Annotated in this window: 25 protein-coding genes; 8 read left to right on the top strand and 17 right to left on the bottom strand. The window is 69.0% G+C overall.

Annotated elements, in window-relative coordinates; translation table 11 throughout:
• Window positions 1-7 precede the first annotated feature (7 nt).
• The 5 genes from AB4Z18_RS02870 to AB4Z18_RS02850 all read right to left on the bottom strand — a co-directional run bounded on the left by AB4Z18_RS02870 (window position 8) and on the right by AB4Z18_RS02850 (window position 5,004).
• Window positions 8-877, bottom strand: coding sequence for a carbohydrate ABC transporter permease (locus AB4Z18_RS02870; RefSeq protein ID WP_441781196.1), 870 nt, complete (start codon window positions 875-877; stop codon window positions 8-10).
• Complete coding sequence (locus tag AB4Z18_RS02865) at window positions 870-1,829, bottom strand: carbohydrate ABC transporter permease (RefSeq protein WP_441781195.1); 960 nt, start codon at window positions 1,827-1,829, stop codon at window positions 870-872. The genes AB4Z18_RS02870 and AB4Z18_RS02865 overlap by 8 nt, the downstream gene beginning before the upstream one ends.
• Window positions 1,826-3,097 (bottom strand): ABC transporter substrate-binding protein, encoded by a 1,272-nt coding sequence (locus AB4Z18_RS02860; protein WP_441781194.1) that lies wholly within the window; start codon window positions 3,095-3,097, stop codon window positions 1,826-1,828. Before AB4Z18_RS02860 ends, AB4Z18_RS02865 begins: the two co-directional genes overlap by 4 nt.
• Before the next feature lie 90 nt (window positions 3,098-3,187).
• Window positions 3,188-4,174, bottom strand: coding sequence for a Gfo/Idh/MocA family protein (locus tag AB4Z18_RS02855; RefSeq protein WP_441781193.1), 987 nt, complete (start codon window positions 4,172-4,174; stop codon window positions 3,188-3,190).
• Complete coding sequence (locus tag AB4Z18_RS02850; RefSeq protein ID WP_441781192.1) at window positions 4,171-5,004, bottom strand: sugar phosphate isomerase/epimerase family protein; 834 nt, start codon at window positions 5,002-5,004, stop codon at window positions 4,171-4,173. The genes AB4Z18_RS02855 and AB4Z18_RS02850 overlap by 4 nt, the downstream gene beginning before the upstream one ends.
• 98 nt (window positions 5,005-5,102) lie before the next feature.
• On the opposite strand from AB4Z18_RS02850, the gene AB4Z18_RS02845 reads away from it, so the two are divergent.
• From AB4Z18_RS02845 to AB4Z18_RS02825, 5 genes are all read left to right on the top strand, one after another.
• The gene (locus AB4Z18_RS02845; protein WP_441781191.1) at window positions 5,103-6,137 is read left to right on the top strand and encodes a LacI family DNA-binding transcriptional regulator; all 1,035 of its coding nucleotides are present in this window, start codon (window positions 5,103-5,105) and stop codon (window positions 6,135-6,137) included.
• The gene (locus AB4Z18_RS02840) at window positions 6,134-6,856 is read left to right on the top strand and encodes an SDR family oxidoreductase (RefSeq protein ID WP_441781190.1); all 723 of its coding nucleotides are present in this window, start codon (window positions 6,134-6,136) and stop codon (window positions 6,854-6,856) included. The genes AB4Z18_RS02845 and AB4Z18_RS02840 overlap by 4 nt, the downstream gene beginning before the upstream one ends.
• 41 nt (window positions 6,857-6,897) lie before the next feature.
• Window positions 6,898-7,635, top strand: a complete 738-nt coding sequence (locus tag AB4Z18_RS02835; RefSeq protein WP_441781189.1) for an SDR family NAD(P)-dependent oxidoreductase — start codon at window positions 6,898-6,900, stop codon at window positions 7,633-7,635.
• A 48-nt stretch (window positions 7,636-7,683) separates the two neighbouring features.
• Complete coding sequence (locus AB4Z18_RS02830; protein ID WP_441781188.1) at window positions 7,684-8,664, top strand: NAD-dependent epimerase/dehydratase family protein; 981 nt, start codon at window positions 7,684-7,686, stop codon at window positions 8,662-8,664.
• Window positions 8,665-8,786: 122 nt separating this feature from the next.
• Window positions 8,787-9,782, top strand: coding sequence for a LacI family DNA-binding transcriptional regulator (locus tag AB4Z18_RS02825; protein ID WP_441781187.1), 996 nt, complete (start codon window positions 8,787-8,789; stop codon window positions 9,780-9,782).
• Between the two features lie 19 nt (window positions 9,783-9,801).
• Here the strand turns inward: AB4Z18_RS02825 and AB4Z18_RS02820 are convergent, their stop codons facing one another.
• Complete coding sequence (locus AB4Z18_RS02820) at window positions 9,802-10,989, bottom strand: metallophosphoesterase family protein (RefSeq protein WP_441781186.1); 1,188 nt, start codon at window positions 10,987-10,989, stop codon at window positions 9,802-9,804.
• A 426-nt stretch (window positions 10,990-11,415) separates the two neighbouring features.
• On the opposite strand from AB4Z18_RS02820, the gene AB4Z18_RS02815 reads away from it, so the two are divergent.
• Window positions 11,416-14,298, top strand: a complete 2,883-nt coding sequence (locus AB4Z18_RS02815; protein ID WP_441781185.1) for an alkaline phosphatase family protein — start codon at window positions 11,416-11,418, stop codon at window positions 14,296-14,298.
• 71 nt (window positions 14,299-14,369) lie between these two features.
• On the opposite strand, the gene AB4Z18_RS02810 is transcribed toward AB4Z18_RS02815, so the two are convergent.
• Entirely contained in the window at window positions 14,370-15,026 is a 657-nt protein-coding gene (locus AB4Z18_RS02810; RefSeq protein WP_441781184.1) for a TetR/AcrR family transcriptional regulator, read from the bottom strand.
• A gap of 25 nt (window positions 15,027-15,051) precedes the next feature.
• Here AB4Z18_RS02810 and AB4Z18_RS02805 point away from each other — a divergent pair, with 25 nt between their 5' ends.
• A complete protein-coding gene (locus AB4Z18_RS02805) occupies window positions 15,052-15,909 on the top strand; it encodes an alpha/beta fold hydrolase (protein ID WP_441781183.1) in 858 nt (285 codons plus the stop codon).
• A gap of 54 nt (window positions 15,910-15,963) precedes the next feature.
• On the opposite strand, the gene AB4Z18_RS02800 is transcribed toward AB4Z18_RS02805, so the two are convergent.
• Entirely contained in the window at window positions 15,964-16,155 is a 192-nt protein-coding gene (locus AB4Z18_RS02800) for a hypothetical protein (protein ID WP_441781182.1), read from the bottom strand.
• A gap of 233 nt (window positions 16,156-16,388) precedes the next feature.
• On the bottom strand, window positions 16,389-16,592 hold the full coding sequence (locus AB4Z18_RS02795; protein WP_441781181.1) for a hypothetical protein: 204 nt from the start codon (window positions 16,590-16,592) through the stop codon (window positions 16,389-16,391).
• Window positions 16,593-16,722: 130 nt separating this feature from the next.
• On the opposite strand from AB4Z18_RS02795, the gene AB4Z18_RS02790 reads away from it, so the two are divergent.
• Complete coding sequence (locus AB4Z18_RS02790) at window positions 16,723-17,037, top strand: hypothetical protein (protein ID WP_441781180.1); 315 nt, start codon at window positions 16,723-16,725, stop codon at window positions 17,035-17,037.
• A gap of 94 nt (window positions 17,038-17,131) precedes the next feature.
• Here AB4Z18_RS02790 and AB4Z18_RS02785 read toward each other — a convergent pair whose 3' ends face one another.
• Genes AB4Z18_RS02785 through pcaH form a run of 8 tightly spaced genes read right to left on the bottom strand, consistent with a single transcriptional unit; the run spans window position 17,132 to window position 25,241 of the window.
• Window positions 17,132-18,979, bottom strand: a complete 1,848-nt coding sequence (locus AB4Z18_RS02785; protein ID WP_441781179.1) for a glycoside hydrolase family 3 protein — start codon at window positions 18,977-18,979, stop codon at window positions 17,132-17,134.
• Window positions 18,980-18,988: 9 nt separating this feature from the next.
• Window positions 18,989-20,203 (bottom strand): acetyl-CoA C-acetyltransferase, encoded by a 1,215-nt coding sequence (locus AB4Z18_RS02780; RefSeq protein WP_441781178.1) that lies wholly within the window; start codon window positions 20,201-20,203, stop codon window positions 18,989-18,991.
• Window positions 20,196-20,846: a CoA transferase subunit B gene (locus AB4Z18_RS02775; protein WP_441781177.1), complete on the bottom strand. Its 651-nt coding sequence runs from the start codon at window positions 20,844-20,846 to the stop codon at window positions 20,196-20,198. The genes AB4Z18_RS02780 and AB4Z18_RS02775 overlap by 8 nt, the downstream gene beginning before the upstream one ends.
• A gap of 1 nt (window position 20,847) precedes the next feature.
• A complete protein-coding gene (locus AB4Z18_RS02770) occupies window positions 20,848-21,630 on the bottom strand; it encodes a CoA transferase subunit A (RefSeq protein WP_441781176.1) in 783 nt (260 codons plus the stop codon).
• Window positions 21,623-22,801, bottom strand: a complete 1,179-nt coding sequence (pcaDC, locus tag AB4Z18_RS02765; RefSeq protein WP_441781175.1) for a bifunctional 3-oxoadipate enol-lactonase/4-carboxymuconolactone decarboxylase PcaDC — start codon at window positions 22,799-22,801, stop codon at window positions 21,623-21,625. Before pcaDC ends, AB4Z18_RS02770 begins: the two co-directional genes overlap by 8 nt.
• A complete protein-coding gene (locus AB4Z18_RS02760) occupies window positions 22,798-23,922 on the bottom strand; it encodes a lyase family protein (RefSeq protein ID WP_441781174.1) in 1,125 nt (374 codons plus the stop codon). The genes pcaDC and AB4Z18_RS02760 overlap by 4 nt, the downstream gene beginning before the upstream one ends.
• Window positions 23,915-24,472: a protocatechuate 3,4-dioxygenase subunit alpha gene (gene pcaG / locus AB4Z18_RS02755; RefSeq protein WP_441781173.1), complete on the bottom strand. Its 558-nt coding sequence runs from the start codon at window positions 24,470-24,472 to the stop codon at window positions 23,915-23,917. Before pcaG ends, AB4Z18_RS02760 begins: the two co-directional genes overlap by 8 nt.
• Complete coding sequence (gene pcaH, locus AB4Z18_RS02750) at window positions 24,465-25,241, bottom strand: protocatechuate 3,4-dioxygenase subunit beta (RefSeq protein WP_441781172.1); 777 nt, start codon at window positions 25,239-25,241, stop codon at window positions 24,465-24,467. Before pcaH ends, pcaG begins: the two co-directional genes overlap by 8 nt.
• Window positions 25,242-25,250 lie beyond the last annotated feature (9 nt).

Below are 25,250 nucleotides of genomic sequence, written 5' to 3'. Positions count from 1 at the left end.
TCGGGGCTCAACGGCCGCCGAAGGCGCCCGCGCCGATCGCGGCCACCAGTTGTCTCTGGGCGAAGGCGACCACGATCACCACGGGGGCGATCGTCATCACGCACGCCGCCATCAGCAGCTGCCACTGCGTTCCGGTCTGTGTCGTGAACCCGGCGATCCCGATGGGGATCGTCCACTTCTCCGAGCTGTTGAGGATGATCAGCGGCCACAGGAAGCTGTTCCAGCTGCCCAGGAAGGCGAAGATCGCCAGCACCGACAGGGCCGGCCGCACCAGCGGGACGATGACACTGATCAGGATGCGCCAGGTGGACGCTCCGTCGAGCCGGGCGGCCTCCTCCAGCTCCGCCGGGATCTGGAGCATGAACTGCCGGAGCAGGAACGCCCCGAAAGCCCCGAAGAGGCCGGGGATGATGAGCGCGAACCAGGTGTCGGCAAGGCCCGCCTGGTCGAAACCGAGGAACAGGGGCACGACGGCGACCTCGCTCGGCAGGGTCAGCGTGATGACGAACAACAGGAAGACGGCGCTCCGGCCGGGGAACCGCAGCCTCGCGAACGCGAACGCCGTGAGGGTCGCGACGACCAGGGTGAGCACCGTCGAGATGGCGGCCACGACCAGGCTGTTCAGGAGCAGGCGCCCGAAGTCGACCTCGGTCCACGCATCCACGAAGTTGGACCAGAGGACCTTCGAGCCGATGAAGGTGATCTGCGCGGCGAACACCTCGTTCGCCGGTTTCAGCGCGGTGAAGAAGGTCCAGATCAGCGGGAACGAGAACACGAGCGCGAACAGCCACGCCGCGGTGGTGTTGGCAGCGGAACCGATGGTCCGTCCCCGGCGACGCCAGCGGGAACCCGAGGCCGGTAGCTGGTGCTCAGTCATAGTGGACCCACTTCCTCTGCCCCCAGAGTTGGAACAGCGTGAAGATCGCGATGATCACGAACAGCACGGTGGCGATGGCCGACGCATAGCCGAGCTGGTTGTTCGTGAAGGCGGTCTGATAGAGGTACAGCATGATTGTCATCGTGCTGTTGCCCGGCCCCCCGCCCGTGATCACGTAGGCCTGTGCGAAGGTCTGCCAGGCGCCGATGACGGTCAGCACCGTGGTGAAGAACAGCGCGGGGCTGACCAGCGGCAGCGTGATCGAGAAGAAGCGGCGGAACCGGCCGGCCCCGTCGATCCGCGACGCCGCGATGACATCGGGGCTGATCGAGTCGATACCTGCGCCGAGCACGATCATGTTGTACCCGAACGACTGCCAGAGCGAGACGCCGATCACGACGGCCAGCGCCCAGTTCCCGTCGCTCAGCCACGGGATCGGGCCGAGTCCGATCCCCGCAAGCGCCTGATTGACGGCGCCGTCCTTCTGGAACAGCAGACGGAAGACCGCGGCGTTCGCCACCATCGGTGACAGGGCCGGGATCAGGAAGATCACCCGGAGCCAGTTGCGACCCGCGATGCGCGTCTTCAGCCAGAGCGCCATCGCCATCGAGATCGCGATGTTCGCCGGCACGTAGACGAGCACGAAGATCGCCGTCACCATGACGCTGTTGAGGAACTGCGGGTCGCGCAGCAGCCGGGCGTAGTTCTCCGTGCCCGTGAACTGGATGCCGCCGAGCAGTGTCGAGTCGGAGAACCCCAGGATCAGCGAGGCGATCTGCGGGATGACGATGAACAGCGCCAGCCCGATGAGCCCGGGGAGCACGAAGGCCCACCCCACCCAGCGGGGGCCCCCGAGGAGCCGGCGACGAAGCCGGCCCCTCGGGCGCTCCGGTGGGGCGACCGACCCGGCGGAGACCTCTTCCTCCGCACGGTCCAGACGCACGAAGGTCATTGCCCGAGGCCGGCCTTCACCTGCTGCAGCACCTCGGCCACGGTGCTCTTACCCGAGAACGCGTCCACCTCGTACTGCGTCAGGAGCGTGTCGAGCTGCGCCTGGTTCGACGGCACGGGCGAGGGCGTCGCGTCACCGGTCATCTGCTTGATGACCGAGGTGAACTCCGGCGATCCGACGTTCTTGGACCAGGCGTTCAGCGCGTCGAGCCGCGCGGGCACGGAGGCCTGGGATTTGGTGACGAACTCGAGTCCGCTCTTGCTCGTCATCGCCTCGATGGCCTTGAATGCTTTCTGCTTGTCGCCGCAGGTCTTCGTGATGCCGAAGCCCGATCCGCCGATGAACCCCTTCGAGGTGCCGCTCTTGCTCGGAATGACGGCGATGCCGACATTGTCCTTGCCGAGACTCTGCTGCGCGTGCTGCAGATCCCACAGACCCTGCATCTCCATGGCCGACTGGCCGGTGTTGAACGCGTCGATGTCGGGGAAAGTGCCACCCGCGGCCGCCTCGAGCGGCTTCGCGACCTTGTACTTGTTCGACAGGTCGACGAGCAGCTGCAGCGCGTCGCGGAAGTTCGGGTCGTCGAGCTTCGGACCGTTCTTGTCCGCCCACGGGTGGCCGTCGGCCGCCATGAGGGTGCTGATGGGATTCGACGCCTGGGGGATCGCGAAGCCGTACACGCCGTTTCTCGTGGTCGCCTTCGCTGCCGCGATGAATTCGTCGGTGGTCCAGTTGTTGGTGGGTTCAGCCACACCCGCGTCCTTGAACATCTTCTTGTTGTAGAGGACGACCGTGGGCCCGGCGTTGAACGGGATGGAATAGAGCTTGCCATCGACGCTGAGCTGCTCGAGCATCGCCGAGCTGTATGCCGACAGGTCGAGCTTGTTCTTCTTCGCCAGGTCGTCCAGCGGCTCCAGCCCCTGCACGTATTGGCCCACGCGGCCGTTCTGGAACGTGACCAGGCAGGGCGCGCTGCTGCTCTTCATCACGGTGGGGAGCTTCGTGTAGTAGTCGCCGATCGGCGGGCCGGAGAAGCTCACCGCCATCTTCGGGTCGGCGTGCTTGCCTCCCGCGATGTAGTCGCTCCACTGCTGCTTGTCGGCCTTACCGCCGATCCACGTGTACATCTTGAGTGTGCTGCCGTCGAGGCCCGACGTTCCACCCCCGCCTCCGGAACAGGCAGCGAGGCCGAGGGCGAGCACTCCCGCGACCACGACGGAGACGCCGACGCGTCCCGGGCCCCTCGTGTTTTTCCACCGTGACTTCATGAACTCCTCCTTGAGTACTAGGGCGAAACGTTACGACCTTAGGGCAGGCTAGGAGGACGGGCATGCGAAGTCAAGAGTTTTCGGTGGACACTAAACGTTTCGTGCGGTCTCCTTCAGAAGATCGTGCGCGAGGATGGTCTCGGCGACGGTCATCGTTTTCAGCGCATCCCCGAAGTGGGACGACGGAAGACGACGCGTACGCACCGCCTCGATGAATTCGGCACTCTTGGCGCGGAAGCCTCCGAGCACGTAGAGGTCCGGCGAACCCGCCACTTCGGCGGCACCCAGCTCCTCCCGCCCATCGGCGTCCCAGACGGTGCCGCCGATCTCGAGGTCGCCTTCCGCCATGATCCCCGGCCCGTGGACTTCCACCCCGAACGTCCTCCGGCCGCTGGTCCAGTTCGTGATCATGACCCCGACGGCGCCGGTGTCGAACGCGAGCGTCGCCGTGATGAAGGTGATGTCGTCGACGATCACCCGGCGCGTCACATCCGACACGGCGATGACCTCGCCGCCGCAGAGGTGCCTGAGGGTGTCGATCACGTGGACGCCGTCGTCCATCATCCGGTCGCGCGCCGACACCATGGGAGTCGGATCGTTCTTGTAGAACCGGCAGACCGCATGGACGACCTGGCCGCGCTCGCGTACCCGTCCGACCATGCGCTCCAGCAGTGGGGACGACCGCCGCTGGAAGCCGACCTGGGTCACGCAGCCGTTCTCGTCGGCGAGGCGAGCGAGCGTGCGCGCCTGATGGACCGTGAGGCCGAGCGGCTTCTCGACGAAGAGGTCGAGGCCGCGCTCGAGGCACGCGCACCAGATGCCGAACATGAGCTCCGGCGGCCCGATGACATAGACGGCGTCCGGTCGCGTCTCGTCGAGCATCGCTGCCCAGTCGCTGAACAACGCCATGACCCCCCATCGCTCGCCGGTCGCCCGGAGGCGCTCCGGCGAGAGGTCGCAGATGCCGACGATCTCCACCTCCGGCAGCGAGGACAACGACGGATAGTGGACGAGGTTCGCCATCTGCCCGGCGCCGATGACGGCGACCCGCACCGGCCCGTGCTCCGCGGCACTCATCGGACCACTCCCGCGACGCCCTGAGCCGCGGCTCGCAGGCTGCGCGCGTATTCGAGATCTCGAGTCACCTTCGCTACGAGGTCGCTCTCGTCGGTATATTCCGCCGTGAGGCAGATCGGACCGGCGAACTCACGTTCGACGAGGTAGCGGATCGCGCGATCCCATTCCGCCATACCGCTGCGAGCGTCGGTGAAGACCGGCTCCCAGACCGGATCCCCCTGTGAGGACGCCGGATCGTCGACCCGCTCGTAGTACGCGCTCTTCAAGTTGACCATCCCGAGCCACGGCCACAGAAGTTCCAGGCCGTGCTCGGGCCGCTTGCGCGCGAGGCCGTCGTGCGCTGCGTCCCAGATCGCCGCGACGAATCGGGGATCGACGTCCTGGAGGAGCGCGAAGAGCTCCGAGGAGTCGGCGATGTAGTCGTCGTAGTGCGGCTGGACAGCGACTCGGACTCCGTGGCGCTCGGCCCGGTCGGAGAGGCCGGCGAGCGTTCGGCGTATCTCCGCGCCGGTCGCGGCGTAGCCCCCTGACCCGATGGGCACCATGATCCGGATCAACGGCACTCCTGCGTCCGCGCAGGCCGCGAACGTGGCCTCGTCCGTCCCCGAGGCGATGCTGGTGACCGCGATGCCGGCTCGCGCGAGTTCACGTACGGCCGCCGGCAGGGCAGTCGACACCTCATCCGGCGTCACCTGGTAGCCGGGCCGCACCGGGAGTTCGACGGCGTCGAACCCCATGCCTGCCACCAGGGCCCCTAGGGCGCCGACCTGCGGCTCGCGCCACGGTTTGGTGAAGACACTCCACGTTGTCGCGGCATCTACGTGTGGCATGGCGGACTCCTCGTTCAGGGCGTCGGGAAAAATTAGTGCAACGATACAGTGGCTTGTGCAACGATACAGTAGCCCGAAACACGTCAACCAGAGGAGAGGTGAGAGCGATCGCGACCATCAGGGATGTGGCTCGGGCCGCCGGAGTCTCGCCCTCCACCGTTTCGAACCTGCTCAACGCGCGCGGACACCTCATGCAGCCGGAGACCCGCCGGCGCGTGCTCGAGGCCATGGAGTCGCTCTCCTACCGGCCGAGCCGGGTGGCCCAGCAGCTGCGCGGTGCCCCGAACCCCACGCTGGGGCTCATCGTCCCGTCCGTGGCCAACCCGTTCTGGGGATCGTGGGCGGCCCACCTCGAGGCGGCGTTCCATGCGCACGGCCGTCAGATCTATCTCTGCAACAGCGAGCGCGATCCTGAGCGCGAGCGCGCCTACGTCGAGCAGCTCTGGGCCGACGGCATCGAGCACATCGTCCTCTCCACCTCGCTGCCGTCGCTCGAGCACCTGCGCCCGGCCATGGACGCGGGTGTGCAGATCATTGCGTTCGACCGCGAGCACCAGGACACGGACCCGCCGGAATTGCTGAACGTCAGCATCGACAACGAAGCGGGCGCGTGGATGGCCACGCAACATCTCATCGAGCGAGGCCACCGGCGCATCGCGTTCGTGTCCGGGGCGATGCGCACGATCAGCCGGCAGCGACGCTTCGCCGGCTACTGCCGGGCGCTCGGCGAGAACGGCATCCCGCTCGACGACGCACTCGTCCCGCGCTCGTCCGAATTCGGCGATGCGGACAGCGGCCCCCTCGCCCGCACGGCGGTGCATGCCCTGCTGGCGCTCGAGGACCAGCCCACCGCCTTGGTCGCCGTCAACGACATGTTCGCTCTCAGTGCATCGGCTGCCATTCGGGATGCGGGCCGCGATATCGCCGACATCGCCGTCGTCGGGTTCGACGACATCCCGGTCGGGAGCCTCATCTCGCCCGCGCTGACCACGGTTCAGCAGCCGCTGCGCGAGATGGCCGAGGCGGTCGTCCGACTTACGGAGAACGAGGCAGGCGACGGCGAGCCGAGGCCCTCGCTCGTGTTCCCGCCGACCCTTGTAGTGCGGGCCTCGACCGAACGGAGGATCGGATGACCGCATCCGGAACCCGAGTGCTCATCGCGGGCGCGGCCGGCGGGGTCGGCCGCGCTGTCGCCCTGGCTGCGGCGTCGGAAGGCGCGACCGTCCTGCTGCTCGGACGCGATCGGGACAGCCTCGATGCCGTGCGAGCGGAGGTGGCCGAGGTCGGCGGGACCGCGCACGCCGCGGTCGCGGATGCGACCTCGGCGGCGGAGGTCGACAGCGCCGTCGCGGCCCTCCGACGCGACGCGGGCGGCATCGACGTCGTCGTGAACGCCGTCGGCGTCAACCTCAAAGCACGTCGCCTCGACGAGCTCGACGAAGCCGGCTGGCGCTCGGTCCTGGACACCAACCTGACTGCGGCCTTCTTCCTCACCCGCGCGGCGCTTCTCGGCTTCCGCGCCGACGGTGGCGGACTGCTCATCCACATCTCCTCGGTCGCCGCTCTCGCGCCTGACATGTCGGGGGCCGCCTACCAGGCCAGCAAAGCGGGTCTGGCCGCGCTCGCGCGCGCCACCGCGCTCGAGGCCGGCGGTGACGGCGTGCGGGTCACGACGATCTCGCCCGGCCTCATCGACACGGGCTTCGTCCGCCACCGCCCGACGGCGCCCACGCCCGAGGAGCTGGCGGGAGCACTGCGCCCCGAAGACGTCGCCGACATGTGTCTCGCCGTCATCCGCTTACCCGCTCGCGCGACCGTCAGCGAGGTCGTCATGTGGCCGACCGCACGTTGAGCGAAGCCGCTTCCCCTGTTCCGACCGAGACGGAGATCTCCATGACCGCACCCTCCCCCGCACGAACCGTCCTGATCACCGGAGGCGCGACCGGCATCGGGCTCGGGATCGCCGAGGCGTTCCTGAGCGCGGGCGACCGCGTGGCGATCACGACGAACGTCTCGCCGGTACCCGAGCACCTGGCCGACCGGGTGATCGCCGAGCGGATGGATGTCACCGACAGCGCTGCCGTGACGGCGACCGTCGCGCGGATCGGCGAGGCGCTCGGGGGCAGGATCGACGTGCTGGTCAACAATGCCGGTGGCCTCGTAGCCCGCCGTCCGATCGACGCGGCGGACGACGCGCATTGGCAGCACGTCATCGAACTCAACCTCTCCAGCGTCTTCTACGTCGTGCGCGCGGCCCTCCCCCTGATGGCCGAGGGCGGCCGCATCGTGAACATCTCGTCGCTTGCGGCCCACAACGGCGGTGGACAGGGAGCGGGCGCGTACGCCGCGGCCAAGGCCGGCGTCGAGGGCCTCACCCGCGCTCTGGCGAAAGAGCTCGGACCACGCGGAATCGCCGTTTCCGCCGTCGCCCCCGGGCTCATCCTCGAGACACCGTTCCACGAGCGTTTCACCCCTGAGGCCGACCAGCGCGCGACCATCGCCGCCACTCCCCTCCGTCGTGCCGGGACACCCGCCGACGTCGCCGCGGCGACGGTGTACCTTGCCTCGGAGGCAGGAGGCTTCGCCTCGGGAACCGTCGTCGCGGTCAACGGCGCCGCGGCCTTCCACTGAGCGAAGCGGTCACCGTACGGTCGACGACCACAGGAAGAGAGAGCAGACATGCGCATCGTCGTCATCGGAGCAACAGGGCACGTCGGCAGCTATCTCGTGCCACGCCTCGTGGCGGACGGGCACGACGTGGTCGCGATCACACGCGGCACCTCGGCCCCGTATCGCGACGACCCGGCCTGGCAGAGCGTTGAACGCGTGATCGCCGACCGCGATGCGGAGGATGCGGCGGGCACCTTCGGCTCCCGCGTCGCCGGGCTCGGAGCAGACGCGGTGGTCGACCTGATCTGCTTCACCCCGGAGTCCGCACGGCAGCTCGCCGATGCCCTCCGCGGACGGACGCGCCAACTGGTGCACATCGGCACGATCTGGACGCACGGCACCCTCACGGAGGTGCCGGCTCCCGAGGACGCCGTCAAACGGCCCTGGGGCGAGTACGGCATCCAGAAGGAGGCGATCGAACGTCTGCTGCTGGCCGAGTCCCGACGCGAGGACGGCCTCCCGGTGGCGATCGTGCACCCGGGTCACATCTCCGGACCCGGCTGGAGCATCGTCACCCCGCAGGGCACCACCGACCTCGACGTGTGGCGGACGCTGGCGAGCGGGCGCGAGCTCCTGCTGCCGGGATTCGGGCTCGAGACCGTGCATCACGTGCACGCCGACGACGTCGCGCAGCTCATCCGGCTCTGCCTCGAACACCCGGACGAGGCGAACGGGGAGTCGTTCCACGCCGTCTCCGAGCGCGCGCTGACGCTGCGCGGATTCGCGGAGGAGGCGGCGAGATGGTTCGGGCAGGAGGCGAACCTGCGCTTCGTGCCGTTCGAGGAATTCAGCGCATCCCTTCCCGAGGAGCACCGCGACGCAGCTTTCCAGCACATCGCCCGCAGTCATTCGATGAGCATCGAGAAGGGGCGCCGACTGCTGGACTACGCGCCTGCGCACTCGTCGCTCGCCGCCGTGGCGGAGTCGGTGGAGTGGCTCCGCCAAGCCGGCCGTCTGGGCGACGGCGTTCCGCCCGTCCACGTCGGTTGAGAGGGACTCGCTCGGTCGAAACGATTCGCACCGCGCTGGCGCGGGATTATGCTGAGCGGACGCGACTCCCAGGCATCGGCAACGTGAGGGGTGTGGGCGGCAACACCAGGGAAGACGGGGCTGTGACAACATACAAGGACATCCAGCGGGCCACAGGACTCTCGCTCGCCACGATCTCCAAGTACTACAACGGGCGAAACGTTCTGGAAGCCAACCGCGAAGCCATCGAGGCGGCGGCGCGCGACCTCGACTTCCGGCCGAATCAGCACGCTCGGACGTTGCGTTCGCGACGGTCACGGACGGTCGGGGTGCTGCTGCCGGCACTCGACAACGACTTCCACCTCACGATCATCGCCGGGGTCGAGGAAGCCCTCCGTCCGCGTGGCTTCAGCGTCATCGTGGCCGCCAGTCCGGATCCGAACGACGATCCCGTGAACCTGCTGATGGATCGTATGGTGGACGGAATCGTCGCGGTCACCCCGCCGCACGACGTGCCCGCGCTGCGCGCCGCGGCCGAGCGCGTGCCGGTTGTGATGGTCGACTGGTACATCGACGATGTCCAGGCCGACGGCGTCTTCATCGACAATGCGGCGGCGGGAGCACTCGGCGCCAGGCACCTGCTCGATCACGGTCACCGCCGCATCGGATTCGTCGGCGGTGAACCGGTGATCTCCTCGATGCGCCTGCGCACCGAGGGGTTCGAGCGAGCGCTGGCTTCTGACGGAGTCCCGGTGGACCCGTCGCTGGAGCGTCTCGTGCCCCTGACGGTCGAGGCGGGCTACCGTGCCGCTCAGGAGCTGCTCGCCCTGTGGCCGCGCCCCACCGGGCTCTTCACCGCGAACTACGAGCTCACCCTCGGCGCCGTGACCGCCGTGAACGATTCCGGGCTGCGCATCGGCCGGGACATCTCGGTGGTCGGGTTCGACAGCCGCGAGCTCGCCCAGGCGCTCGTGCCCAAACTGACGGTCATCGTGCAGCCGACCCGCAAGATCGCCAAGCATGCTGCCCGCCTGATCGCCGATCACATCGAGTCGCGGGGCGAGCGCCCCGCACCGACGATCGAGTACCTCGAAGCGCGCCTCATCCCGGGCGGCTCCGTGACGCGCCTGGAGGAGTGACGCGGCCCGGCAGGCCAGGTCAGCCCTTGCAGTTGCCGGAGCCCGAGTCCGAGTAGTTCAGCGCCGCCGCGCCCAGACCGGGACCAGCAAGTGCCGGGGTGTACGAGTACGAGTAGCTGTGCTGTTTGAGCGTGAACTTCATGGTCCCGAAACCCTGGTCGTAGCCGGTGACCACGTTCTGGTTGGCGTAGGTCCCGTCGGTGTTCTTGGCCAGTGAGTCGAGCGCTTCGCCGCCGGTTCCGATGATGAACTCCGGGATGCCGTTCTTCGGGTCGTAGGCGCCGGACGGGTCCATCGGCTTGAGACGCGCATAGGCGTGCTCGTGTCCGTTCAGAACCAGGGTCGCGTGGTTGGCGTAGAGCAGCTTCCACCAGGCGTCGGCGACCTGGCCTTCCTGCCCGCCCGCACCGGCGGCGGCAGCCGGGACCGTCGCGGTCGAGCCGGCAGTGGCGCTGAAGGTCGGCTGGTGCCAGTAGGCGATGGTGCACTGCTGCTGGTTGTTCTTCAGGTCGTTCGCCAGCCACTGGGTCTCCTGCGAGAGGAGACCACCGTCGGTGGTCGAGCAGTCGTTCTTGAAAGCGGCGGAGTTGCATTCCACGTTCAGCGAGACGATGTGCCAGTTGCCGAGGTTGTACGAGTACCAGCCTTGGTTGGCGTCGGTGTCGTCGCCGGCCTGACCTTCCGTGTTGGGCGTTCCGGTCTCGTCGTGTCCGTTGAAGTACGCGAAGTAGCCGGAGCCGTTCTGGCCGGTCTCGTTGTCGCCCTTCTTCGTGTAGGGGTAGTACTCGTGATTGCCCGGGGCAGGGCGCTCGAGGAACTTGAGGCCGCCCCACGCCTGCTCGAACGACGCCTCGAAGTCGCTCAGCTTGCCGACCTGGTACTGCTCGTCGCCGAGCAGCGCGACAGCATCCGGCTTCATGGCGGTCGCCTGCTTCGCCGTCGCGAACTCGGCCGTGTAGCCGCCGAGGCTCGGGCTGCCGCATTTCAGAGCGGAGGGGTTGGCGGCGTTGTCGTCGTCGTCGGGCTCGCAGGCGATATCGCCGACAGCAGCGAGCGTGTACGTCTTGTTGTCGTCGGCTTTGACCGGCGACGCGTACGGCCAGCCGTTGTCGATCGCGGGAGCGGCGACGGCGGCGGCCGCCCCCAGAAGCGTTGCCGCGACAACACTTGCGACGAGGAGTGTGATCTTGCGAGTGCGCATGGGCATGCGGAATCCTCCGGTTCGGCCAGCGAGAGCGGCCGCTTGGGCCAGAGCAAGCCTTGAACCGCCAGGCGACGCTTGCGTTAACGGTCAGTGACTCGTCAGCGAACGGCGCCTTCGATTCCTCGCAGGTTCACCGCCTCCGTCGATGGACGCCCGCACTCTGAGAAAGCAGACAGACTCGGCCTCCCGGCGACGCGCGACCGTGTGCGCGGTTTCCGCGCGCTCGCTGGCATGCGGCCACCGACACGCCGGGCGCAGTTTCCGTTAGTTACCGCGCATTAAGGAACCGTTCGTTTGACCCCCTGACGAGGGTCAGAACAGTGTCGTGTCTGTGGCCTCCCTCTGAGGCCGCTGAGCCGGTCGGCACGTACTCGCACTGTGCCCTCGGTTCGCTACTCAGCACATCCAATTCGGGAAAGGTCTCCTCAGATGCCCGGCAATACTCCACGACGCAAACGGTCCGGCCCGCGTCGTTTCTCCAGCCTCACCAGGGGGCAGCGCGTCCTCGCGGTCACCGCGACCACCTGCGCGCTCGCCCTCCTCGGTGGCGGTATCGCCACCGCCTCCACCATCGCCTTCGGCAACCACCAGGTCGGCAGCGACTACCCCAACGGCGAGCAGGTCTCCGACAACCAGGTGATCCAGCCGGTCGGGTCTCGCCTCACCACCCCGTTCGGCAAGCTGATGGGATCGACCGTCAGCCCCGACGGCCGCTTCCTCGTGGGCACGAGCACCGACCGCTCGGTCGACCTGCAGGTCTTCGACCTCGACACCTACAAGCCTGTGGCCGCCGCCGGCACCCTGGCCGCGACCTCGTTCGCGACGGCCGCCACGAACGCCGGCTACGGCGCGATGAAGTACCTCAAGATCTCGGACGGCACGGTCGGCCAGGAGGGGCCGGTCTTCTCTCCGGACGGCACGTTCCTTTTCGAGCCGGTCGCGACCGGCATCGTGCGCTACCCGTTCAACGCGGACGGTTCGCTCGGCGCGGGCACGAAGATCAGCATCCCCAACTCGGCCGGCGGCCAAGAAGCACTGACCGCCGGGATGACGTTCTCGCCCGACGGGTCGACGCTCTACGCCGCGGTCAACGGGCAGAACACGGTCGTCGCCATCGACCCGGTCGCCGGCACCATCACGCAGACGTTCGCGGTGGGGATCGCGCCGCGTCAGCTGACATTCGTCGGGTCGCATCTGTATGTCTCGAACGAGGGCGGCCGTCAGGCGCTCCCCGGTGAGGCGACGATGGACTCGTACGGCACCGCGGTGCCCGCCGACACCACCCTCGGCACCACCACGACCGGCTCGGTGAGCGTCATCGACACGAGCGCTCCGTCGGTGCCGGCCGCCACCATCCCGGTCCAGCTGCACCCGACCGCGATGCACCTCGACGGCACGACGCTGTACGTGGCGAACACCAACAGCGACACCGTCTCCGTGATCGACACCCGCTCGAACAAGGTCGTCCAGACCTTCGCGACCCAGCCGTGGGCATCGTCGCAGACCGGCTACCAGCCGACCGCGATCACCCAGCAGGGCGATCACCTGCTGGTGTCGCTGGGCCGCGCCAACGCCATCGCCGTCTACACCGTCGACCGGAAGGACCCGCGCGACCCGGCCAGCTACATCGGCCTGCTGCCGACCGACTACTACCCGGAGAACGTCACGGCGGTAAAGGGCTCCATCGTGGTCACGAACACGCGCGGAATCGACGCCCGGGGACCGGCGCTGACCTTCAACAAAGGCCAGGGGACGACCCCGGCGACCGGTCACGCCACCCATGCCACCACAGCGTCGCTCACGAAGTTCGCGCTTCCGAGCGACAAGCAGATCCAGAAGTACACGGCCACCGTGTTCGCTCAGAACGGCTGGGACGGCAAGTCCGTCAAGCCCGCCGAAGGCGAGGAGGGCGTGAATGGTGGGGCGAGCGCGATCCCGAAGCGGATCGGAGAGCCCTCGCCGATCAAGCACGTGTTCCTCCTCGTCAAGGAGAACCGCAGCTACGACCAGCTCTACGGCGACATGAAGCAGGGCAACGGCGACGCGACGCTGACCCAGTTCGGAGCCAAGGTCACCCCCAACCAGCACGCGCTCGCGACACAGTTCGGCCTGTACGACAACACGTACGACATCGGGACGAACTCGGCCGAAGGCCACAACTGGCTGATGCAGGGCGACAACCCCGCGTACACCGAGACCAGCGCCGGCGAGTACACCCGCTCGTACGACACCGAAGAGGATGTGCTGGGCCACCAGCGCTCCGGCTTCCTGTGGACGTCCATCCAGTCCGCAGGCAAGACGGCGAAGAACTTCGGCGAGTTCGAGTACGGCGAGGGCAAGCCGGCCGGCGCCACCTGGCAGCAGTACTACTGCACGGCGAAGGATGTGATGGCCGGCGGCGACCCGTCGAAGCTGTTCGACCCGTCCATCCAGCTCCACGCGAGCTCGGCCATCCCGTCGCTCAACGCCATCACCGACCCGAATGCCGCGCCGTTCGACCTGGCGGTGCCGGACATCTACCGGTACGAGACCTGGAAGCAGGACTTCGAGAAGAACGGCCCGTCGAACCTGAACATGGTGTGGCTGTCCAGCGACCACACCGGCGGCACGGCGGACCCGGAAGCGCAGGTGGCGGACAACGACCTCGCCGTCGGCAAGATCGTGGACGAGATTTCGCACTCCCAGTACTGGAAGGACTCGGCGATCTTCGTCGCGGAGGACGACACCCAGGATGGTGCCGACCACGTCGACGGCCACCGCGCACCCATCCAGGTGATCAGCCCGTACGCCGCCCACGGGAAGACCGTGAGCACGTACTACTCGCAGATCAACCTGGTGCGCACCATCGAGCAGATCCTCGGCGCACAGCCGATGAACCAGAAGCTCGCGGCGGCGACCCCGATGACGGACGCCTTCACCGACAAGCCCGATCTCACGCCCTACAACGCGGTCCTCAACCAGGTGCCGCTCACCGAGGGCGTCGTCACCGCTCCGTCGTGCGGCTTCGACACCCTGGGCGCGACCGGCGATGCGGCGAAGCAGGTCAACGCGGACGCCGCCAAGGCTGCCGAGGTTCCGGCGGCCGAGCAGGCGACCGCGGCCAAGTGGCAGAAGTGGGCCGGAAAGCAGCACTTCACCGGCACCGCCGGCCACCCGGCCATCCCGGACTACGACAACCCGGACCTCATGAACCGGTGGACCTGGTACCAGACCCACCACTGGACGTCCCCGTATCCGGGCGACGCGAAGATCTACGGTCCGGACGACGTGCCGGGAATCGCCCCCGGTTCGGTAGACCACGACGACGAGTGACACGTCGGCGCTAAACACGGCACCGGGCCCGGCAGGACGACTTCCTGCCGGGCCCGGTTCTTTGCGCGAAGCTACGGGGTCGGGGCGGCGGCGAGCAGCGGGCGGAGCAGGTCGGCGACGGCCCGCTCGGTTTCGGCCGGAGTGAGCTTGCCATCGAAACGCAGGATCCGCCAAGCGGTGGCGTCGCAGATCACCACGATCTGAGCGAGCCGGATACTGCGGGTCTCGTCGTCGAGTCCGCGATCGAGGTAGCGCTCGAAGGTTCGGCGGCACCAGTCCACGTGATAGGCGCGTCCTCGGGCAGCTCGTTCATCGAGCCCGGGCACAAGCGGGGCCTCGGAGTACATCTTGAGAATGAGGGCACCGTAGACCTCGTAGTGCGCCACCAGTGCCGCGATCGTGCCGGCCGCACCGGCCCCGGCCGACGCTCCATCGGGTGACTCGCGGACGGCGGCTCCGTGGGCGGACTCGCGCGCGGCGACGATCCGGCCCAGCTCGCGATCGACGACCGCGACCATCAACGGCCCCTTGCCCCCGAACCGGCGGATGAGGGTTTGCACCGTGACCCCCGCATCCGCGGCCACATCGTCGAGTCGGATGTGCTCATAGGGGGTTGTGGCAAAGCGCGCGAGCATCGCGTCGATGATGCGTTCGGCCGTAGCCCCCGCGGACGCCGCCCGAGCCGACATCCGGTACTCGCGTTTGGCGGAGGGGTCTGGCGCTTTCATGTGAATCAGACTAACATCAACTTTCATGTCAATCTCATTCACATCAAATGATCGCCTGCGGGCCGTGCCCACTCGCCTCGGCACACTCAACGCGCGGTACATCAGCTCCAGCGGCGGAGGCCCGCTGACGGTGTTCTGGTCGTCGATGTTCGTCGACAGCCACACCTGGGACCGCGTGCTTCCCCTCCTCCGACGTGCGAGGCCCGACCGCAGCTACGTGCTCATCGACCCGCCCGGCCTCGGTCGGAGCGAGCACCTTCACCGGCCCAGCAGCATCAGCGAGGCGGCCGGGGCGGCTCAGGATACGCTCGAGCAGCTGGGCGCCGACGCCCCGGTCGACTGGGTGGGCAACGCATTCGGCGGCCATGTCGGCTACGAGCTGGCCGCGCAGCCCGGCGTGCTGCGCTCGTTCGCGGCCATCAGCTCGCCGGTGGAGCCGATCGCCGCTGCGCTTCGGGCGAAGATCCTGGTGCTCGCACCGGTCTTGCGGCTGGCGGGGCCGGTGGGACCGGTGCGCTCGGCGGTGATCCAAGCGATGCTGACCGACGCCTCCGCTGCCGACCCACGCATCCGGAACCTCGTCGTCGAAAGCCTCGAACGCCCGGGGAGAGCCAGCATGAGCCGGGCCTTGCGATCGTTCATCCTCAACCGGGTGGACGTCTCGACGCTGCTGCCGCAGATCACCGTGCCGAGCCTGTTCGTGGCTTCCGACGACCGCGGCGACTGGAGCCCCGCTGACGCGGAACGTGCGGCGGCCGCGGCGGGACCGCTCGCGCGGGTCGTCACAATCAGGGCGGCGCGAACCCTCATCCCTCTCGAACAGCCCGAAGCGCTGGCGACCGAGCTCCTGGCCTTCTGGGATGCCGTCGATGCCTCTGTGTAAGCCGCATGCGTGTTGCTGAGGTGTGACTCGTCGAAGAGGGGCCTCATCCGGCTCTCAGCCAAGCGGGACTTCCACGGGCTCGTACGACCACGGCCCCGGACACTGACCCAACAGCCCCGTGCGCTCCGCGTGGATCGGGATGTCGTGCACCACGTCGTGGAGCACCTCGGTGGTCGTGGCCACGACCACGCGCATGGTCTTCGGCTGCTGGGTCGTGCTCTCGAGGAAGGGCGCCCGCTGAGGCACCAGGTGCCTGCCATCCCGGTTCGCCGATACTGGCGCCGGCTCACAGTCGCCTCCGAAGCAGGCCGACACAGTAGCGTCGGCAGGAAGCGCTTCCCGGAACGTCAGCGCGACCGGAGAGGTGTCTACGTATCCGATCGCGGGGCACGCACTCAGTGCGCAACACGACAATGCAAGTGCCGTAATCAGACTGACCACTCCTGACGCGCCGGCTGTTCTCGTGCGTCGTCGCATCGTCAGGCTCGTCCACCTGACGGTGTCTCGGTGGGGCGCTTTGCCTCGACCCGTCGATTCCTCCGTCGCGCTGCCCGCACGACGGACCAGGCACTCACAGCGATCGAGATGACGAGCGCCGTCACGAAGATCCCGAGGATCAGCCGAGACGTCGCGATACCCGAAAAGTCGTCGATCGTCGGGCCGTGCAGATCGTCGAGGCGCATAGTTCTCCCTACTGCAACGACAACCACACGAACGTCGAAATCGTTGGCTTGACGCTAGCGGGCTAGAGGTCTCCGTCGATTATGGACGGCCACCTCGTACACTGACCACATCGGGCGGTTGGGGGATCGGATGTCGGAGCAAGGGCTCGTCGTCGCGCCAGCGCCGACCGGGCTCGGCCGGCGCACCATCGCCGCGAACATCCTGGTAGCGGTCGCGGCGCTCGTCCTCATCTTCATGGCGGCGGCTGACGGCCTCATGCTCCGCCAGTGGAACTTCGTGGCGCGGATGGTCATGATCGGCGTTCTCGTCGCGGTCGGGTGGATTCCGGTGGCGCTCGTGATCATCGCTGCGTCGCTGCGACCGTACTGGCTCACTTTCATCGCGCTGAGCGTCGTCGCCGGGGCGATCCTGGCGACCCTGTTCATCATCTGGTTCGTCCCCTGACTCCAGGTCGTCCTTCCGACGCCGCCCGCCGGAAGCGGTGACGAGCTGGCGTCGGGGTCGCTCCGGGGGGCTGCCGATCGCCTGGTGTCGAGGGTCACTTTCGACGAGTGGCTGCAAGGCGACGATCATCGGCGCCCGGCCCACCTTTCGGACGACCAGGGGCGCCCAGTTCGGTGATGCCGTGACCGAAGCGGAACAGCGGATCGGAAGTGTCGAAGGGCACATCGGACCGAGCCGCCTCCACCGCCTCCATGGACCGCGGGAGGTCGAACGGAAGATGACCTTGGGGAGCGAATCGTCCGGTCAGCACGTCGAGGAGCGCCTCGGCGCTCGCTCCCCAGTTCACCGTGACGGCGGCCGCGATCTCGACGATCGGTTCGAGGATGGCCGGCCGGTCGGCGAAGACGTCGACGATGGTGGGCGCGTGCTTCGCGAGCTCGCGAAGGTGATCGATGAGCTCGTCCGGGAACTCCAGTGAGCCCGAATGGAACATGCTCTCGAAGGTCGTGCGCCGCTGCTCGAACGGCGCCTGCAGCCGCACGATGATCGCGTCCGCCTCCTCCGGCGTCGGCACGAACTCGGCGTACCCGGCGAAGCGCTCGGGGTCGATGCCCTCGACGTACAACCGGGAGGCAGCGGCCAGGGGCAGCGCCGGCGAATCGGCGGACCCGTTGGTCAGCACGGTGATGGATGCGCGCTGCGCTCGCTCGCCGGCGGCACGGAACTCCGGATTCCCGACGATCGCGTCCGCCGCAGCGGCGTCGACGTACGGCGTCTCGAAGAGGCCGAGCTCGAACTTCTCGCGGAGGATCCGACGTGCGGACTCGTCGACGCGGGACTCCGTGACCTCCCCCGAGACGACGAGGTCGACCAGCAGCTCGGGACAGGCATCGCCGCCGAACTGATCGACACCCGCGTCGATGACCTTCTTCATCCGCTCGCGCGGGCTCAGGTGTTCGACTCCCCAGGCACGGGCCGGGAACGGGTCGCCGAAGATCTTGTGGTCGGTCAGGAGCCCCCAGTCGGTGCAGACGAGTCCGTCGAACCCGAACCGGTCGCGCAGGAGCCCGGTGACCACGGACTTGTTGAACCCGAATCCGACCTCTTCGTACTCGGTCCCGACGGGCATCCCGTAGTAGGGCATCATCTGACGCGTTCCGGCGGCGATGAGGTCCTCGAACGGCTTGAGGTGGACCTCGAAGGCGCCGCCGGGGTAGACCTGCTCCCTGCCATAGGGAAAGTGCGGGTCCTCGCCGTCCTTCTGCGGGCCCCCGCCCGGGAAGTGCTTCGTCATCGTCGAGACGGATCCGGGACCGAAGGAGGTGCCCTGGAACCCGCGCACGTACGCCGAACCCAAGCGGCCGGTGAGTTCCGCATCCTCGCCGAAGGTCGCCAGCTGGCGCGACCAGCGCGGTTCGGTGGCGAGATCCACCTGGGGATGCAGGGCGACCCGCAGTCCGACGGCCACATACTCCTGCCGGGCGATGTCCGCGAACCGCTCCACGAGCTCCTCATCGCCGATCGCCGCCAGCCCGAGCGGCTCGGGCCACTGCGAGAAGGGCCCAGCCAGCATCGCGGTTCCGGGATTGTCGGTGAACGAGTGCCGCGGATCGCTCGACAGGGTCACCGGGATGCCCAGGCGGGTGGAAGCGGCGATCTCCTGTAGGGCGTTGTGCCACTCGGCGAGTTCCCGGGCGGTGGCGTCACCGCCGCCCACCACGTTGAAATGCGACAAGTGTCGCCCCTCGACGAATTCGACGGGAGCCGGGGTCCCGAAGACGGGGTTCGGCTCCGTGAGCGCACCCACGCCGATCATGGTGTGGAAGAAGAGACCGGCCTTCTCCTCGAGCGTCATCGCGTTCAGAAGAAGATCGATCCGTTCGCTGGTCGGGAGGTCGGCGTTCAGCCAGGGCCGTTCGCCGGTCGGTTCGGTCGACGTCATCTCAGTCCTTCACAGTCGCTCGAAGACGGCGGCAAGCGCTTGTCCGCCGCCGATGCACATGGTCTCGACGGCGAGGGTGCCGTCGAGGGCGGGCAGCTCGTGTGCGAGTGTCGCCAGCATCCGCAGGCCCGTCGCCCCGATCGGGTGGCCGATCGAGATGCCGCTGCCGCGCGGATTGAGCCGCGGGTCCTCGGCGTCGATGCCCCAGTCGGCGAGACAGGCGAGAACCTGCACGGCGAACGCCTCGTTGAGCTCGATCACGTCGATGTCGGACCAGCCGAGCCCGGCGCGCTGCAGGGCGCGGTTCGCGGCCGGGACGGGGGCGACGCCGAACACACGCGGATCGTTGCCCGCGACGGCCCACGACCGCAGCCGCAGCATCGGCGTGAGGCCGAGCTCCGCGGCGCGCTCGGGCGTCGTGACGATCGCTGCGGCGGCCGCGTCGTTCTGGCCGCTGGAGTTGCCGGCGGTGACCGTGGCGTCCGGATCGTCGCGGCCGAGGATGGGGCGCAGGCCGGCGAGCGCCTCGAGCGTCGTGTCGGCGCGGGGATGCTCGTCGCGAGCGATCACGACGTCGCCGCGACGGCCGGTCACCGTCACGGGCACAAGCTCCGCATCGAACGCGCCGGACTCCTGGGCCGCGACGGCGCGCTGGTGGGAGCGCAGGGCCAGCGCATCCTGATCCTCGCGCGGGATGCCGTACTCGCGGCGCAGCGTCTCGGCCGAACCGACGTTGCCCTCCGGCGTCGGGAAGTTCCGGCCGCCGACGGTCTCCCGACCGCGGGCCAGCGCGTCGTGCAGCATCAGCCCGGCGGGCGGCAGCCCGCGGCGGCCCTGCTCCGTATAGAGAGGGGCGTTCGACATCGACTCGGCGCCCAACGCGATCAGCACATCGCTCGCACCGGTCTGCACCTCCATCGCCGCGTTGATCACGGCCTGGAGTCCAGACCCGCACCGGCGGTCGAGCTGGTAGCCGGTCGTCGTCACCGGGAAGCCCGCGTTCAGGGCGGCGACGCGGCCGAAGGCGGGCGCCTCCATCGTGGGATACCCCTGGGAACCGATCACGCCCTCCACGACGGCCGGATCGATCCCCGTGCGCTCCAGCAGGGCCAACAGCACCGTCTCGGCGAGCGCGAGCGCCGGCACGGGGGCGAGTGCGCCTCCCATCCGGCCGACGGGCGTCCGCAGGGGCGAACAGATCACGACCTCGCGCAGCTCAGGCATGGATGCTCTCCAGCGCGATTGCGAGCGGCGCGCCGGTCGCCGCGACCACCTGCTCTTCGGTGGTTCCGGGGGCGAGTTCTCGGAGCACCAAGCCGTCGTCGGTGACGTCGATCACGGCGAGGTCGGTGATGATCCGGTCCACGCACCCGCGGCCGGTGAGCGGGAGTGTGCACTGCTCCACCAGCTTCGGCGTCCCGTCCTTGGCGACGTGCTCCATCACGACGATCACGCGCTCTGCGCCGTTGACCAGGTCCATGGCGCCGCCCATCCCCTTGACCATCTTGCCGGGCACAGCCCAGTTGGCGATGTCGCCAGACGCGGAGACCTGCATGGCGCCGAGGACGGCAGTCGCGATGCGGCCCCCGCGGATCATCCCGAAGCTCATCGCCGAGTCGAAGTAGCTCGCGCCAGGGAGCACGGTGACCGTCTCCTTGCCCGCGTTGATGAGCTTCGGATCCTCTTCGCCCTCCCACGGGTATGGCCCGACGCCGAGGATGCCGTTCTCGGAATGCAGGACGACGTGCACGCCCTCCGGCAGGTGGTTCGGGATGAGCGTCGGCAGGCCGATCCCCAGGTTCACGTAGGAGCCGTCCTCCAACTCCTGCGCGGCGCGGGCGGCCATCTCGTCACGGGTTCGCGGCATGTCAGGCTCCTTCGGGGCGGACGCGGACGGTGGTCTTCTCGATCGGCAGGTCGGCGGACTGCTCGGGCGTCAGCGCGACCACCCGGTCCACGTAGATACCGGGCAAGTGGATGTCGTCCGGGCCGAGCACGCCCGGCTCGACCAGCTCGTCCACCTCGGCGATCGTGATCCGGCCCGCCATCCCGGCCAGCGGGTTGAAGTTGCGGGTCGACTTCTCGAAGCGCAGGTTGCCGTGCCTGTCGCCGACGGCGGCGCGCACCAGGCCGTAGTCCGTGCGGATCGCGGTCTCCAGCACATACTCGCGCGAGGCGCCGAACACGTCGAACGGGCGCAGCTCCTTCGGCCCGCTCGCCTCGGCGACCGAGCCGTCCGGCGCGTACCGGATCGGCATCCCGCCGTCGGACACCGCCGTGCCGGCCCCGGTCGCGGTGAAGAAGGCCGGGATGCCGACCCCGCCCGCCCGCAGGCGCTCGGCGAGCGTGCCCTGCGGGGTGAGCTCCACCTCCACCTCGCCGCCGAGGTACTGCCGCGCGAACTCCTTGTTCTCGCCGATGTAACTCGCGATCACGCGGCGGATGCGGCCGGCGGCGAGCAGCTCGCCGAGCCCCCAGCCGTCGACGCCGCAGTTGTTGCTGACGACCTGGAGACCTCCGACGCCGCGCGCAAGCAGGGCGCGGATCGTGACGATGGGGACGCCGGACAGGCCGAAACCGCCGACGGCGAGAGATGCCCCCTCGGGGATGTCAGCGACCGCCTCGGCGGCCGATGCATAGGTCTTATCCATTCGTTTCCTCCATGAAGACGTCGCGCATGATCGCGAGCGCGCTGTTCGCGGCGGGCAGGCCCGCGTAGATGGCGGTGTGGTGGATGACCTCGGCGATCTCGGTGCGCGTCAGGCCGTTCCGCAGTGCCGCCTTCACGTGCATGCGGAGCTCGTTCTCGTGCCCGCCGGTGACAAGGCTCGCCAGTGTCGCGATCGAGCGCTGCTGCCGGCTGAGCTGCGGACGCGCCCACACCTCGCCCCAGGCGTAGCGGGTGATGAAGTCCTGGAAGTCGGCGGTTTCGGGCGTGATTGCTGCCGTCGCCCGGTCCACATGCGCGTCGCCGAGGACCTCCCGGCGCACGCGCATCCCGTCCTCCGTCGTCGGGCCGGACGGCGCCGCGGTGCGCAGCAGGGTGGTCGACAGCAGCGCGGCGGTCTGGGCCGGGTCCTCCAGCGGGACGAGATGGGCCGCGTCCGCGAGTTCCACGAACCGCGCGCCGGGGATGCCGTCGGCCAGCTCTCGCATGAGCGCGGGCGTGGTGACCTGGTCGTGGGAGCCGGCCACGACGAGGGAGGGAGCGCGCACAGTGCCGAGGTCGGGGCGCCGGTCGAACGTGGCGAGCGCCTCGCAGCACAGGGCGTACGACTCGTCGTCCACGTCGATCAGTGTCTTCAGCGCGTGGCCGCCGGGGCCGTCCGGGTGCGCGTCCAGGTACCCGGGAGCGAACCAGCGCTGCGCGCTTCCCGCCACCACCGACGCGGTGCCGGAGGCGCGGACCTGCGCCGCCCGCTCCGCCCAGCCGTCCGGAGTGCCGATGGCCGCGCCCGAACAGAACATCGCCAGGCTCAGCACCCGTTCGGACGCCGTGATCGCCAGCTCGAGCGCGACAGCACCACCCAGAGAATCGCCGGCCACGTGGAACGCTCCCCCGCCGATCTCGTCGACGATTGTGAGCACCGCTCGCGCCAGGTCGGCGACGGTAAAGCCGTCGCGAGCGACGGGCGACGCGCCATGACCGGGGAGGTCGACACGCAGGATGCGCGGCCGCGCGACATCCTGGGCCAGCTGAGCGACCGCGCCGTCCCACAGCTCGGCGGTCGTCCCGAGGGACGGGAGCAGTACGAGAAGCGGCGCGGCCGCCGCCGAGGGTGCCGCAGGGGTCATCGCACCCCGAAGTCGGAGCTCCGTCATGGGGTCGTGATCCTCTCGAAACGGGCGATCGCGGCCTCGACGGCCACGACGGCGGCATCGATCGCCGACGACGGGGCCGCGACGCCCGCAGCGGCCGGGCGGTCGATGCGCGCGTGGGAGACGGCGTGGGCCAGAACGGCCGCGCTCTCCTCGACCAGCCGGAGGGTCCCGCGCCAGTCCTGCCACTCCGCGTGCCATTCGCCCGCAGGACGGGCGTCATAGCTGAGCGCCGCGATGTGCACGGTCGAGACCATGCCGCCGACGCGGATCCCATTGGCCGTCAGGATGACGGCGTCGACAGGATTGCGCTTGTGCGGCATCGCCGAGGACGCTCCTCCCTGCAGCGGCTTCACGACACCGTCGCGCGCGAGCAGCGCCAGGTCGCGGCCGATCCGTCCGGCCGCGGCGCACACGCGCGCGGCCGCATCCACCACCGCGAGCACGGGTGTCCGTTCCGTGTGCCAGGACCGCCCGGGGTCGGCCAGCGCGAGACGTGCGGCGAGCTGCGAGCGCAGGACAGAGACCGCGTCGGGGCGCCCGGAGATGCGCGGGAACGCCTCACCGGTCCCGACGGCACCGCCGACCTGCACCGGGAACGCGGTCGCGTCGACCGCCTCCATCGCCGAGACGACCCCGTCGAGCCAGGAGGCGAACACGGCTCCCAGGGTGCTGGGCTCGGCATCCTGCATCAGCGTCCGCGCCATCAGGGGCGTGCGCGCGTGCTCGCGAGACAGCTCCCCGAGGGTCTGCGCCGCTGCGGCCAGACTCCCGCGCGCGCTGCCCAGCGCCTCGCGCGACACCATCATGAGCGCGCTGTCCACGACGTCTTGACTGGTCAGCCCTTGGTGCACGAGTCCGCTGGACTTCCAGACCTGGGCACGCAGCGCCTGCACCAGGCCCACGACGGGGACGCCGGCCAGTCGGGTCGCGGTGAGCAGCTCATCCTTGTCGATGCGCGACGGGTCGAGGGTCGTCCGCACTGCGACGCCGAGCAGTTCGCTCCAGACCTCCAGGTGCGCGCTCTCGAACGCGACCATCGCGTCCAGCACCCGGTCGTCCGAGGCGGCCATGCCGTCGGTGGCCGCTGGTTCGAGCAGCCCCCAGTCGAACGCGTCAGCCACGTCCGTCCCCCATGAAGTCGAGGAACACCGTCTCGCCCTCCCCCTGCAGCCGGATGTCGAACCGGTAGCTGCGCTCCCCATCCTGCTCCACAACGAGAGTGCCGCGGCGGTCCTCGGGCACGGTCGCGAGAAAGGGATCGTCGGCCGAGAAGTACGCGCGCGTGAACAGGTGGTGCAGCAGCCCGCGGGCGAACACGGTCACGAGGAGATACGGCGCGCGACCGTCGGCGGTCGCACCCGGCCGGACGGTCGTGAACGTGTAGTGCCCTGCTCGGTCGACGGCGGCGCGGCCGAAGCCCGTCACGGTGTAGCCGTCGCGGTGGAGGCTGCCCCGCTCGGCGATCACGGCGCCCGACGCATCCGGGCCCCAGATCTCGAGGATCGCGTCCGGCACCGGTACGCCGGCGCCGTCGTACACGGTGCCGTGCAGCCGGATCGACTCCGGGTCCGCCCGAGGCGTCACCTCGGAATCGCCCTCGTACGGCAGCGCGTAGCCGAAGAACGGCCCGACGGTCTGCGACGGCGTCTGCAGGTACTCGGCCTCAGGCATGTTCGCCCTCCTCCGGCTCCATCCACGTCGCCTTGGCGCCGGTGAGCACGATGTCCCAGCGGTATCCCATCGCCCACTCCGGCACGCTGAGGTCGTGATCGTAGCTCGCCTTGAGCCGATCGCGCGCCGCCGGATCGACGATGGACTGGTAGATCGGGTCGAGCGCGAACAGCGGGTCGGTCGGGAAGTACATCTGCGTGATCAGCCGCTGGGTGAACTGCGAGCCGAACAGCGAGAAGTGGATGTGCGCCGGCCGCCAGGCATTGCAGTGGTTCTTCCAGGGGTAGGGCCCCGGCTTGATGGTCACGAACCGGTACGAGCCGTCGTCGCCGGTGATCGCCCGGCCGACGCCGGTGAAGTTCGGGTCGAGCGGCGCGGGGTGCTGGTCGCGCTTGTGCACGTACCGGCCCGACGAGTTCGCCTGCCACACCTCGATGAGTTGCCCGCGCACCGGGCGGCCCTCGCCGTCGAGCACCCGGCCGGCCACGATGATCCGTTCGCCCAGCGGTTCGCCGCTGTGCTGGATGGTCAGGTCGCTCTCCTCCGGCGTCACGTCCGAATGCCCGAACGCGGGCGAGACGAGCTCGATCTCCTCCGGGTCGGCGCGCACCAGCTCGTGGGTGGGATGCCGGAGGGTCGAGCTGCGATAGGGCGCGAAGTCGCGCAGCGGGTGGATCGGGAGCGGTGCGGCCGCGGTGGCTGCGGCGTGCGCCGCCGCCTGCACCTCCGCGATCTCGGCGCTGATCTGCTGCTGGCTGAGTTCGGTCATCGTTCCTCC

It is taken from the genome of Leifsonia sp. 2TAF2, assembly GCF_052115085.1.
Taxonomy (GTDB): domain Bacteria; phylum Actinomycetota; class Actinomycetes; order Actinomycetales; family Microbacteriaceae; genus Leifsonia.
The sequence above is the reverse complement of the archived record's forward strand: the minus strand, read 5'-3'. Positions and strand labels throughout refer to the sequence as shown.